The organism is Hahella chejuensis KCTC 2396 (assembly GCF_000012985.1).
Classification (GTDB): domain Bacteria; phylum Pseudomonadota; class Gammaproteobacteria; order Pseudomonadales; family Oleiphilaceae; genus Hahella; species Hahella chejuensis.
Genome location: NC_007645.1, coordinates 2,710,076 through 2,723,170 on the forward strand (window position 1 = coordinate 2,710,076; position 13,095 = coordinate 2,723,170).

A 13,095-nucleotide genomic window follows, 5' to 3' on the forward strand; every position below is an offset into this window, starting at 1 on the left:
GTATTGGTTGAAAAGTATATTACATGTCGAGTGAAACTCGTTTTGACCCGTCCCTGGTGTTGATCAAAGATCGTTTTAGACTACAGAGACAGTGGCGGGAAATCGCAAAGGGTTCTGTTGCGGAAAAGGACGTCGAAAAGTTCTGGCGCGCGACATTGCGTTCTATGGAAATTCGTGCGGCGCGTCTGCAAGCAATGCCGCAGGTGCGTTATCCGGATAATCTGCCGGTCGCCGATAAGCTGGAAGAAATCAAAAAGGCCATTTCTGAGAACCAGGTGGTCATCATCGCTGGTGAGACTGGTTCGGGTAAGACCACGCAGTTGCCAAAAATCTGTCTGGATTTGGGGCGTGGCGTGGAGGGGTTGATCGGTCATACCCAGCCGCGCCGGCTGGCGGCGCGTTCCGTGGCCAACCGCATTGCGGAAGAGTTGGGCTGCGAAGTCGGCAAACAGGTGGGTTACCAGGTGCGTTTTACCGACCATACGGACGACAGCACCTTAGTGAAGCTGATGACAGACGGGATTTTGCTGGCGGAAACCCAGAATGACCGTTTTCTTAATCGCTATGACACGATTATTATCGACGAAGCCCATGAGCGCTCGTTAAACATCGACTTCCTGATTGGCTATCTGAAAAACCTCCTGCCGAAGCGTCCTGATCTCAAAGTTATTATTACCTCCGCCACGATCGACCTTGACCGCTTTTCCGAGCATTTTAACGGCGCGCCAGTGGTGGAAGTCTCCGGCCGCACCTATCCGGTGGAGCTGCATTACCGTCCCTTGACCACCATGGACGACGAGGTGGATATCGGTCTTCAGGATGGCGTTGTGCATGTGATTCGGGAAATCGAAAGGATGGAGCGGGAACAACGTAAACCGCCCGGGGATATCCTGATATTCATGGTGGGCGAACGAGAAATCCGCGAGACGGCGCAACGGCTGCGCAAGGAGGAGTTCCGTAACACGGAAATCCTTCCGTTATACGCCCGCCTCAGCAATCAGGAACAGAACCGGATCTTTCAGTCTCACGGCGGTCGTCGCATCGTCGTTTCCACCAACGTGGCGGAAACGTCCCTGACGGTGCCGGGCATTCGTTATGTGATTGATCCGGGGCAGGTGCGCATCAGTCGCTATTCCTATCGCTCCAAAGTGCAAAGGCTGCCGATAGAGGCGATATCGCAAGCCAGCGCCGAGCAGCGTAAAGGACGCTGCGGTCGTGTGGCGGAGGGCGTGTGTTTCCGTCTGTACTCTGAAGAGGACTTTAACGGTCGCGACCCTTTCACTGATCCGGAAATTCTGCGCACCAACCTGGCGTCGGTCATTCTACAGATGCTCTCGTTGCGCCTCGGCGATATCCAGAAATTTCCTTTCATGCAAAAGCCGGACAAACGTTATATCAACGACGGCTACAAATTGCTGGAAGAACTTGGCGCGGTCAACGCGCAGCGCCAGATGACGCCCATTGGGCGCACGCTGGCGCGCTTCCCCATTGATCCTCGTCTGGCGCGTATGCTGGTGGCTGCGGCGGAAGGACATTGCTTGAAAGAAATGCTGATCATCGTATCAGCCCTGGCCGTGCAGGACCCGCGCGAGCGCCCCATGGAGTTCCAGCAGGCGGCGGATGAGAAACACGCGCAGTGGGCGGATGAGCAATCCGACTTCGTCAGCCTGCTGAACCTGTGGAACGGCTATGAGACGCAGCGTCAGGAGCTGAGCGCGAATCAGCTGCGTAACTACTGCAAGAAAAACTTTCTGTCGTTTCTGAGAATGCGCGAATGGCGCGACACACATCGGCAGCTGCTGTTGCTCTGTCATGAACAGAACTACAAAGAGAATACTGAGCCCGCTGCTTATGACGAACTGCATCAGGCTCTTTTGGCGGGGCTGATCACACAAATTGGTCAGAAAGACGAAAAAGGCGAGTACGCCGGTCCTCGTCAACGCAAATTCGTGATCTTTCCAGGATCGAAAGTACGCAAAAAGGCGCCGAACTGGATTATGTCGGCGGAAGTGGTGGAAACCAGCCGCCTGTTCGCCCGCACGGTCGCTCGCATGGAGCCCGGCTGGATTGAGAAAGTGGCGCCGCAACTGCTGAAGAGCAGTTATCTGGAGCCGCATTGGTCGAAGAAGCGTGGCGAGGCGTTGGCGTTTCAGCAGGTCTCTCTGTATGGGCTGATTGTCGTGCCGCGTCGCCAAGTGAGCTACGGGCGTATTGATCCGCAGTTCAGTCGTGAGGCGTTGATCAGGGAAGGGCTCATTGAAGGTGAAATCAACAGCCGCCTGCCGTTTATTCTGCACAATGCGGAATGCCGGGAAGAAGTGGAGCAGATCGAAGCCAAAGCCCGTCGTCGTGATCTGTTGGTCGATGATGAAGTGCTGTTCCAGTTTTACGACGAGCAACTGCCCGCGGACATCACCACCGTCAAAGGGTTGGAGTATTGGTACAAGCGCTTGCCGGACGGGGACAAGAAGGCGTTGCTGTTGTCGCCGGAAGCGCTGTTGCGCGTACTGCCCGAAGTGAAGCTGGAAGAGCAGTTTCCGGACGCACTGCTTTGGAATGGACAGCAGTTCCAGTTGAGCTACAGGTTTGAGCCGGGCGCGAAAGACGATGGCGTGACAGTGCGCATGCCCGCCGCAGCGATGGCGCAAGCGCCGGTTGGCCTTCTGGACTGGCTGGCGCCGGGAATGCGTAAAGAGAAGTGTGAGGCGTTAATTCGCTCCTTACCGAAGGCGATTCGGAAAAACTTTGTGCCGGTTCCGGATTTCGCCAAGGCGGCCAGTGACGCCATGGTTCCGGATAATCACCCCATGTCTCTGGCGTTAGGGGAACAGTTGCGCAAAATGACCGGCATACAGGTGGCCCCTGAACAATGGGATGAATCCCTGCTGCCGCCTCATCTGCGCATGAATATCCAGGTGGTGGACAGCCAGGGGGGCGTGATTGACCAGGGGCGTGATTACCATGAACTGGTTAAACGACTTGAGGGGCGCCTGGAAAAGCTGGCGCAAGAATCCGACAGTCTGTTCAAAGAGAAGGCTGGTCTGACGGAATGGACATTCGGCGTTCTGCAGGAGAAAGTCGCCGTCAGCCAGGCGGGCGCCAGCCTGTTTCTGTACCCTTATTTGCAGGATCAGGGAGCGACCGTAGCGTTAAAGTCGGCGTTCGACGCGGGGTTCGCGCAGGCGCAACATCGTCTCGGCATGGCGCGGCTGATCATGCTGAGGCTGGCGGATACGGTGAAGTATCTGAAGAAGAATCTGCCCAAACGGAAAGAGATCGGGCTTTACTATGCGCCAACCGGGAAACTGGACGGTCTGGTGGACGAACTGGCTTTGACCGCTTGCATTGAGGTTTTCCTCAAAGATAAGCCCGCCATCGCCAATGCGGATGAGTTCGCTCGGCGAGTGCAGCAGTATAAGGCGGATTTGATCCCCAAAGCGGAAGAGCTGGCGTTGTTGCTGCATGAAATTTTGCAGGCCTATCACCGGATAACCAAAGCTTTGGGTAAAAATACAGTGTTAGCGCTGGCGATGTTCCTGGGGGATGTAAAACGACAGCTGCAGCACTTGATCTACCCTGGGTTTCTCACGGAAGCGCCGCTGGAATGGTTGCGGCAATATCCACGCTACCTCGCTGCGATTGAAGAGCGGTTGGACAAAATGCCGCGGCAGATCGCCCAGGAGCGCCAGTTTCAACTGATGTTCGAGACGCTATGGTCGCAATACAATGCGAGAAAAGAGAAGCATCAACGGGAGGGCTATGTGGATGAAGAGCTCGCCAATTTCCGCTGGATGCTGGAAGAGTTTCGGGTTTCCTATTTCGCGCAGAAGCTTGGCACACTCATGAGCGTGTCGGAGAAGAAGCTCCAGAAGCAATGGGAAAAAGTCCGAATTTAGTTCCGCTTCTTAACACAACGGTCATATTCTTGTGGGCGCTCTGGGGCAAATTCATCCAGCCCTGCCGCTGTTATGTGCTAAGATTTCTCGTCAATACGCGAGTGCAATAATTAATTAAATAAGTAGAGGCTTAATCGTGAGTTCTGTAGTCATTAGCGGCACGGGCCTGTTTACCCCGGCTTACAGCATTTCCAATGAGGAGCTGGTGGCTTCGTTTAACGCCTATGTGCAACGTTTTAACGAAGAGAACAAAGAGAAAATCGAGTCAGGGGAAGTTATCGCGCTACAAGAATCCTCGGCTGATTTTATCGTCAAAGCATCCGGCATCAAAAGTCGCTACGTTCTGGACAAAGAGGGCGTATTGGACGTAGATCGCATGCATCCCTATATCCCTGAACGCAGCAATGAAGAGCCGAGCGTGCAGTGTGAAATGGCTGTCGACGCAGCGAAGAAGGCGATGGCGGAAGCGGGTAAGACTCCCCAGGACATTGACGCAGTCATCGTCGCCTGCTCCAACCTGCAGCGCGCTTATCCCGCCGTAGCGGTGGAAGTGCAGAGCGCACTGGGCATAGACGGATTTGCGTACGATATGAACGTAGCCTGTTCCTCTGCTACATTCGGCATACAGGCGGCGGTCAATGCGATTGAATCCGGCTCAGCTCGCGCAGTGCTGGTGGTGAATCCGGAAATCTGCTCCAGCCACCTGAACTTCAGGGATCGCGACAGTCACTTTATCTTTGGCGACGCCTGCACGGCGATTGTTCTGGAGAAGGCGGACACCGCCACCAGCCAGCACCAGTTCGCGGTTATCGGAACCAAACTGAAAACGCTGTTCTCCAACAATATCCGCAATAACTTCGGCTTCTTGAACCGTTGCGATGAGTCCGGGGTTGGCAAGCCAGACAAGCTCTTCGTGCAGAATGGCCGCAAGGTGTTTAAAGAAGTGGTGCCAATGGTCTCTGAGATGATTGTGGAGCATCTGGCCGGTAACGATATCGACGCCTCCAGACTCAACCGCATGTGGCTACATCAGGCCAATTTGAGCATGAACCAACTGATTTCAAAGAGAGTATTGGGGCGGGAAGCGACGGCGGAGGAAGCGCCAACCATTTTGGATACCTACGCCAACACCAGTTCAGCCGGCTCTATCATCGCGTTCCATTTGAATAAGTTGGATTTGAACAGCGGTGCATTAGGCGTGATTTGCTCCTTTGGCGCAGGTTATTCAGCCGGCAGTATTATTGTTCGCAAGGTTTGATTCACTCTCGAATCTAATCCATTTTTAGACTGGCCGTGGCGATTGCGTCACGGCTTTTTCGTTTCTAGCGCGGGCTCCCATTTTTTTCGAGACTGTTGATGCAACCCGTTGCATTGAACTGTAACTATTCATAAACGTCGTTTTGATGCAGACTCACGGACGAGAACAGGGTTGCCTGGCTAAAGAATAAGTCTTGAGTCATCAGGCCAGGGCTACAGAGGAATACTTACTTTGAAGTGGATATTTTGTCAGGTAGACTGCTCGGCACGTTGCAAAAATGTGCGCTAGCCCGCATATTAATCAGGCCTTTGAGCCAATTTGCCGCCATATCCAATAAAAATAAGCGCCCGCGGCCAGTTCAGTATTCCGCGTAGCGACGACGTTGAGAGGTCGCCACAAGAAGACGGAAGCTTTGAGAGTCTTGAATACCGCCGAAGTTAAGCCAGACTGAAGAATATAGAGAGCCCCCAAGGCGCTTAAGTGGGATTTATGGATACGAGTAAACCGCAGCACACAAGGCGTTTGTCCGCCGTTTTGTTATTGTCGATGGCCGCGCCCGCAGGGGCGATGACGCCTCATCCGCAAGATCCGTGGGAATCTTACAATAGAAAGGTTTTCGCTTTTAACGAATTTCTGGATGACTACCTTCTGCGTCCAGTCGCCAAAGGCTATCGGGCTGTCACGCCGGAAGTCGTCGATCGCTCGGTTACAAATTTTTTCGGCAATCTTGGCGATGTCGTCACGCTAGCCAACAATATCCTGCAGTTGAAACATCATGAAGCCGCAGCGACAGCCAGCCGCATCATGTTCAACAGCACCTGGGGAATTGGCGGTCTGTTTGATGTGGCGACAGCCTTCGATATCTCCGTCGACAAAGAGGATTTCGGCCAGACGCTGAGCTACTGGGGCGTACCCCAGGGTAACTATCTGATGCTGCCGTTCCTGGGGCCGGGCACCGTCACCGACACCATTGGCCGCATTCCTGACAGTTATGCGGACCCCGTGGGGTACCTGTTTCCTGAGCCGGAAAAGTACTTCGCCAGCGCGACCCGCATTGTCGACAAACGCGCCGATGTTATTCCGGCGGAAAATCTGATTCAGGGCGACCGTTATACATTCGTCAGAAATGCGTATCTGCAGCAGCGTGAATTTCTGATTAATGACGGCAAAGTCGAAGATCCTTTTACTTCCGACGACTTCGACGAAGATTATTGATCCTTTCAAGCGGGAACCGGGCTCCCGCTGTCTCTTTCTCATCGACTTCTCACTCTTATAGCCACATAGCCACATAGCCACTTGCGGCTCTTCCCGTCCGATAAGCTATATTTAAGCTAAGGAATTAATAGCTGGGTGGGACTGATGTCGAGATATTTGAACACGAAACTTCACAAGTACCGTAAAGCGATGGCTGAGGCCCGAGACTACGCCACTTGGCGTGACGCCGCACTGGAACTGGATTATCTGGAAGGGCATGTGGAGTGGAAGGAGTCATTCGCCAGCGATCTATACAATTATGAGTTGATCTATGACCGCCTGATGGAGCTTCGCAACGCGATGCAAGGCCGAGATCATTCCAAGCTGATCCGCAGCTTGCGTGAAGGGTTGCACCATGATCTCGGCAATATGGGGAACGCTTTGCTGTATCAGCACAGTTACATCGGCACCAAGCACTTGATCGAGGAATACGTCAATCAGGTATGCGACGCGCTCAATTATGTCTGTGACAACGATATCCCCGAGTTGCCGCCTCGGCAGAAACTGGAGTTTTTCAAAGACACATCCATCAGCTTCGGCCGGCCCTCGTTGCTGCTGAGCGGAGGAGCGACTCTGGGGCTGTTCCATCTTGGCGTGATCAAGGCGCTCTGGGAGCGGGGTCTGTTGCCCCAAGTGATCGCCGGCTCCAGCGTGGGCTCAGTTATTGCGGCCATGTTGGGAACCCATACTGATGCGGAAATCCCGGAAATGCTGGAGCCCAGTCGCCATAACCTGAAGGCCTGGCGCTGGACGGGGCTGTTTAATGGGTTGCGCGGGCGCGGATTTATGGATGTTCGGCAGTTGGAGAAATGCCTGCGCTCCAATATTGGCGAATATTCGTTTCTGGAGGCTTATCAGCGTACTGGGCGTAGCATCAACATCTCCGTTTCGCCGGTTCATCACCATCAGAAAGAACGCCTGCTCAGCGGCTATACCTCGCCTTATCTGTTGGTATGGAGCGCGGCGTTGGCGTCGTCTGCGGTTCCCGCCGTATTCCCTCCCGTACGCCTGATGCGTAAGGATGAGAACGGCGGCATTGTTCCCTACATGCCGAAGCTGCGCTGGGTGGATGGCTCGGTGGTGAGCGATTTGCCCATAGAGCGACTCAAACATTTGTATGACATCAACTTTTCTATTGTGAGCCAGACTAATCCTCATATCGTTCCCTTCATGAATGCGAAGAAGCGGGACCAGAAAATCAGTCTGGTCTCATTGCCGTTTCGGATCGCCAGGGCGGAGATGCAGTTTCATGGCATGGGCGCGTTTGACTACTTACGGAAGCAGGCGGAGCCTGAGCTGCTGCGGCAACTGTGCGGTCAGGCCTATACGATCCTGGCGCAGCGCTATTATGGCGATGTCACTATTGCGCCCCGTTATAGCTTCTGGCATTTTCGCCGGATGCTCTCCAACCCCTCGCCGGATGTGGTGGAGCGCCTGGCGCTGGAAGGCGAGCGCGCCACCTGGCCGAAGATTTCCATGATCCGTACGCACTCTAAGATCAGTCTGACCCTGGAGAAAGGAATCAAACGATTGAAAAACAGGCTGCAGGGGCGCAAAGCGGAATTGCGGGTGGTGAACGTTACCAAATAGACATAATGGGACGCAGCCGCGACGCTGACGGGGAAATTGTATGATTCACGGACGAATCCCGGAAATTTGCAGTTTCTATAATTTAACTCCGCCGTCCGGCGCGTTACACTAGCGCGTTGACAGTAACTATGCCCGCGCCAACAGGCGCAATTTTGGATTCCATGTACGAAGCGTTTTTCGGTTTAAAAGAAAGCCCATTTTCCATCGCGCCTGATCCCCGTTATCTCTACATGAGCGAACGCCACAGAGAAGCGTTGGCGCATTTGTTGTACGGCATTGAAAGGGAGGGGGGCTTTGTGCTGCTGACCGGTGAAGTAGGCACCGGTAAGACCACCACCTGTCGTTGTTTTCTGCAACGGGTGCCGAAAAACACGGACATTGCTTTCATCCTGTATCCGAAACTCACCGCCAGAGAGCTGCTGGCCACGATCTGCGATGAGCTGCATATCGCTTATCCCGCTCAGTGCTCCATCAAGATCCTGATTGACGTTATTCACAAACACTTGTTGAAGGCGCACGCCGCCGGCAAGCATACGGCGCTGGTTATCGATGAGGCGCAGAATCTGTCTTCAGATGTGTTGGAGCAACTGCGTTTGCTCACCAATCTGGAAACAGAAAAAAAGAAACTGTTGCAGATTATTTTGCTGGGGCAGCCGGAACTGAAAGAGCTGCTGCAACGGCCGGAATTACGCCAGTTGGTGCAGCGCATCACGGCGCGTTACCACCTCGACGCCCTGTCTCCCGTAGACGTGCGCGCTTATATCGGCTACCGCCTGTCGGTAGCGGGCTGCCGCAAAGAGCTGTTCAGTAACGCGGCGATCAATAAAGTCTATAAGCTCAGTCGCGGCATACCCCGTATCATCAACCTGATCTGTGATAGGGCGCTGTTGGGCGCTTATTCGGAAAACAGTCAGGTCGTGACCCCCGCGCTGGTTAAGATGGCGGGCAAAGAGATTGGCCTTAACGCCAAACGCACTACCATGAAATGGTTGGATAACTGGGTCGTCAAAGGTTTCGCCGCAGGAGCGTTGGCGGGAGGTTTGACCTTGGTGCTGGGGTTGTCCCTCAATCAAGACCGTCGCCAGCCGGACAAGGCCATCGGCGCCGTTGCGCAGGCCTCCGCATTAGCGGGCGAGGGGGAAGGTCAGGTGCAGAGGGATGAAGGAACGCTCAAAGACGCAGCGTTGCCATCTGAAGAGAAAGGGGCGGCGACGGAAGCCTCCGCCAGCGGCGAGTCTGCAACCGCCGCCGCCCAGACCGCCGCCTGGGTGTCGCCTGTAACCACTTCGGCCTCAAAGGTGTTAGGCGCCTACCGACCCAAAGGCGACAATACGCGTAAGGCCTATCAGTCCGTGATGCATATCTGGGGACTGGCTGACAGCGCCGGCGCTCGCGGTTTGGTGTGTGAATTCGTGGAGACTCGCGGGCTGCGTTGCCTGCACCGTCAGGGCAATTGGCGCAGCCTTTTGCAGCTTAATCGCCCAGCCGTGTTGAAATTGATGAATAATACCGGCGAAACCTTCAGCGCTGCGCTAATCTCCGTATCGGCGGATCAGTCCGCGGTGATTGAACTGGATGGCGAACGTCATACTATTCCCCTGGCGGAGCTGGATGGGCACTGGCAGGGGGATTACAGTATTTTGTGGAAAGTCCCTCCCTATGCGTCAATGGTGATTCAGCCAGGAGAAATGCAGGGTGAAAATGAGTGGATTGACGGCAAGATCAAACGGGTGAATGAGATTTGGCTGTCTCAAGACGAGAAGCCCTCACTGGAGCCCCTGCCGGACACCTCATTGAAAGACCGGGTGCGTTGGTTTCAGCAGGAGGTCGGGATATTGCCGGACGGCATCCCGGGCGCCATCACCCTGATCATGTTAAATAGCTGGACTGACAGCACAGCGCCTCTGCTTATTCCGATCAAGCGCTCATAGGAAAACGACATGTCCTATATACTTGAAGCCCTGAGACGTTCCGAATCAGAAAGATACCAGGAAAAGCTGCCTGACGTGGTGCAAGGCGGCGCATTCATGATGCCTCGCAAAGAGAAGCGCGCGCCCTGGGCGCTGATTCTCATTTTGTTGCTTAGCCTCAACGCTATCGCCCTGACGATCTTCTTTTTTATGAATCGTCCCTTTGAAAAAGAGACGCCTGTAGAAACAGTCTCCGTTGACGCCGCTCCTGCTCCATCTACAGCCTCATCGGCGAGTGCTCCAGCGACGCCGGCGCAACCTCAGTCTGCGCAGCCAATGGCTGGAAACACGCCGACACAGGCGGTTTCCGTGCAACCAATGAGCGCCAATAGTTCTGATTTCATGGTTGATAAAGTGCCCTTGGATACCGCCTCGAATACGGATATCTATGTGGACCTCGGCGGTGAGGAAGAGGAGGAGACGTTCACAGCGGATGGCGGCATGCTTATCGCGCCTTCCAATGGCTCTTCACGCAGAACGATGATTGTTCCCGGCTCCGGAGCGGCGGAAGCGACCCAGAATGTGGAGGAGCAGTATCCCAATATTTCCGAGCTGAGCGCCGCTTTCCAGCAGCAGATTCCGGCGATGGAATTCAATAGCCATATCTACAGCGCCAGTCCAGACGACCGTAGAATCATGATCAACAATAACTATCTTCGGGAAGGACAACGTTTCTCCGGCCTGAAGGTGTATCAGATTACCGAGAACGGCGTAGTGCTGGATAAAGGCGGCCAGTTATTCTGGATTCCCGTCATCCGCAACTGGGCTCCCGAAAGTTAGGCGAGCATGGTTAGTGAAGGTATAAAGGAGCAGATTCAGTCCGCCTATCGAAAGTATATCGCCGCCCGCAACATCAAACCTCGCTCCGGGCAGCGGCATATGATCGCCGAGATAGCGCGTTATCTGTCCTCCATCGAACTGGACGGCGAGTTTCGCCGTAGCAATGACGCCACCACCTGTGTCGTGGAGGCGGGGACTGGCACAGGAAAAACCCTGGCCTATTTAATGGCGTCCATTCCGTTCGCAGCGGCGTTGCGCAAGAAAATCGTCATTTCCACCGCCACGGTGACCCTTCAGCAGCAGGTAGTGCAGCGCGAGTTGCCGTTGCTGGCGGAGCATACGGATCTTGAGTTCAAAGTCGCGCTGGCGAAAGGGCGTGGGCGCTATATCTGTCTGCATAAACTCGATTCGTATCTGGCTGGCCAGGAGCAAGGCATTCTGCTGCTGGACGGGCCGCAGGAAAGCAGCGGGCCGGATGTCGATGCGGAAGCCTACCAACGGTTTATGAACTGGATGGTGGACAAGGGATGGAGCGGAGACTGGGATAGCGCCCCCGAGCCCATCGAGGAGTCGCTCTGGTCGACAGTGACCACGGATCATCGCCAGTGCCTGAATAAGCGTTGTTCGTTCTTTACCCAGTGCGCCTACTACAAGGCGAAGATGGAATCCGAAAAGGCGGAGATTATCGTCGCCAACCACGATCTGGTGTTCGCGGACCTGGCGTTAGGCGGCGGCTTTGTTCTGCCGCCGCCGGAAGAAACCATCTACATCTTTGACGAAGCCCACCACATGGCGGATAAGGCGCTGAATCATTTCGCCTTCAGCGCGGGCTTGAAATCCTCGCAGAAGATGTTGCGTGGGTTGAGCCGGGCTCTGGTGGAGGGGCAGAGCGTTTTCGCCTACGACGAGCAGATCACCAACCGAGTCAGTCCGATGGCGGCGTTGTCGCAGGAAGTGCATCACCATCTCGACGCCGTCGCCCGGTTTCTGAACGAAACGATTGAGTGGGAAGAGAACGACGAGCGCGCCACTTTTCAATACCGTTATCCCATGGGCGTGATTCCTGAAGAATTGCGCAAGCTGTCCGCAGCAATGGCGGATAAGGTCGGCGAGATGACCAAGGAGCTGGAGGCGGTGCTCAAGCGTCTGCGGGAACTTGCGGAAAAAGAACAGCCGGGCGGCGCGCAGCGACAGGCTTACGATCAGGCGGTGATGGCGCTGTCTGTATATCAGTCCCAAGTGGAGAATCTGGAAGACGTATGGCGAATCATGGGCGAGGAAGTCCAGGAGGGCCATACGCCCACCGCCCGCTGGCTGACGACCTGGGCTAAAGAAACGGATAGCGATGTGGTCGTGCATGTCAGCCCCACCAACGCGGCGCATTTGTTGCGCAAGCGGCTGTGGTCGCGAGCGTTTGGCTGTGTGCTGACATCCGCGACGCTAAGCGTAGCGGGGCGTTTTGATCGTCTGGCGGGGCAGGTGGGCCTTCCCGACGGTAGCACATTCGCGATTCATCACAGTCCGTTCGACTTCAATAATAACTGTACTCTGGAGCTTTGCGATCTGGGGCGCGACCCGCAGGATTCCGAGAGCTATCTGGAAATGCTGAGCCAGGCGCTGTTGCGCATCATTGATGAAAAACAGGCCACGCTAGTCCTGTTCAGCGCTAGGAAACACATGCAGTTCGCCGCTCGCGCTTTGGCGGACACCAAACTGGGAAGTCTGATCATCACCCAGGATTCAGGCAACAAAGGCCAGTTGATAGATACTCACCGCTCGCGGGTGGACGAAAACAAGGGCAGCGTACTGTTTGGTCTGGCCAGTTTCGCGGAGGGGCTTGATCTGCCCGGAGATTACCTCAAGCACGTCATTATTGCGAAGCTGCCTTTCGCCGTACCGGATGACCCGGTGGAAGCGACCTATGCGGAGTGGCTGAAATCCAAGGGCGGCAATCCTTTCAATCAGGTGGTGCTGCCTGACGCGATCACGCGTTTGCTGCAGGCATGTGGGCGCTTACTGCGCAGCGAAAGGGACAGCGGTAAGATTTCGATAATGGACCGTCGTCTGTGGACGCGCTCATACGGCCGCATCATCCTCAATGCATTGCCGCCTTACAAAGTGGTCTCGGCGGATATTCGTCAGCCAACCGCAAGCGAATCGTAAGTCGGTGTTGGTGCGCAGGTTCTTCACCAGGGTTAACGGTGTGTCGAGCTGCGGGCTGGAGAGTTGAAGTCGGCGTTTCAGAAAAAGGTGCGGCGATTTCGAGGCTTAATAACCATTCATCGCCGCTAGCGCAAAACAGGAGAAGAAACTTCCTGCGCTCTTAAGGAGACAAAAAAGCAGGGAC

General features: G+C 54.9%; 7 protein-coding genes. All 7 read left to right on the forward strand.

Going from position 1 to position 13,095, the window contains the following annotated elements; all coding sequences use genetic code 11:
• Positions 1–23 precede the first annotated feature (23 nt).
• The 7 genes from hrpA (at position 24) to dinG (ending at position 12,911) form a co-directional block, all read left to right on the forward strand.
• Positions 24–3,896 carry an ATP-dependent RNA helicase HrpA gene (hrpA, locus tag HCH_RS11980; RefSeq protein ID WP_011396506.1) on the forward strand — a complete coding sequence of 1,291 codons (3,873 nt, stop codon included), beginning with the start codon at positions 24–26 and terminating at the stop codon, positions 3,894–3,896.
• 136 nt (positions 3,897–4,032) lie between these two features.
• Positions 4,033–5,154 (forward strand): beta-ketoacyl-ACP synthase III, encoded by a 1,122-nt coding sequence (locus HCH_RS11985; RefSeq protein WP_011396507.1) that lies wholly within the window; start codon positions 4,033–4,035, stop codon positions 5,152–5,154.
• Between the two features lie 489 nt (positions 5,155–5,643).
• A complete protein-coding gene (locus tag HCH_RS11990; protein WP_011396508.1) occupies positions 5,644–6,369 on the forward strand; it encodes an MlaA family lipoprotein in 726 nt (241 codons plus the stop codon).
• 144 nt (positions 6,370–6,513) lie between these two features.
• Positions 6,514–7,998 carry a DUF3336 domain-containing protein gene (locus HCH_RS11995; RefSeq protein WP_011396509.1) on the forward strand — a complete coding sequence of 495 codons (1,485 nt, stop codon included), beginning with the start codon at positions 6,514–6,516 and terminating at the stop codon, positions 7,996–7,998.
• Positions 7,999–8,159: 161 nt separating this feature from the next.
• The gene (locus tag HCH_RS35015) at positions 8,160–9,929 is read left to right on the forward strand and encodes an ExeA family protein (RefSeq protein ID WP_041598599.1); all 1,770 of its coding nucleotides are present in this window, start codon (positions 8,160–8,162) and stop codon (positions 9,927–9,929) included.
• Between the two features lie 9 nt (positions 9,930–9,938).
• Complete coding sequence (locus HCH_RS32290) at positions 9,939–10,748, forward strand: general secretion pathway protein GspB (RefSeq protein WP_011396511.1); 810 nt, start codon at positions 9,939–9,941, stop codon at positions 10,746–10,748.
• Positions 10,749–10,754: 6 nt separating this feature from the next.
• Positions 10,755–12,911, forward strand: a complete 2,157-nt coding sequence (gene dinG / locus HCH_RS12010) for an ATP-dependent DNA helicase DinG (RefSeq protein WP_011396512.1) — start codon at positions 10,755–10,757, stop codon at positions 12,909–12,911.
• Positions 12,912–13,095: the final 184 nt, after the last annotated feature.

What these genes read in the sequence shown, in the direction of transcription:
- hrpA (WP_011396506.1), top strand. Translation starts at nt 24, where the DNA reads ATGTCGAGTGAAACTCGTTTTGACCCGTCCCTGGTGTTGATCAAAGAT.
- HCH_RS11990 (WP_011396508.1), top strand. Translation starts at nt 5,644, where the DNA reads ATGGATACGAGTAAACCGCAGCACACAAGGCGTTTGTCCGCCGTTTTG.
- HCH_RS11995 (WP_011396509.1), top strand. Translation starts at nt 6,514, where the DNA reads ATGTCGAGATATTTGAACACGAAACTTCACAAGTACCGTAAAGCGATG.
- HCH_RS35015 (WP_041598599.1), top strand. Translation starts at nt 8,160, where the DNA reads ATGTACGAAGCGTTTTTCGGTTTAAAAGAAAGCCCATTTTCCATCGCG.
- HCH_RS32290 (WP_011396511.1), top strand. Translation starts at nt 9,939, where the DNA reads ATGTCCTATATACTTGAAGCCCTGAGACGTTCCGAATCAGAAAGATAC.
- dinG (WP_011396512.1), top strand. Translation starts at nt 10,755, where the DNA reads ATGGTTAGTGAAGGTATAAAGGAGCAGATTCAGTCCGCCTATCGAAAG.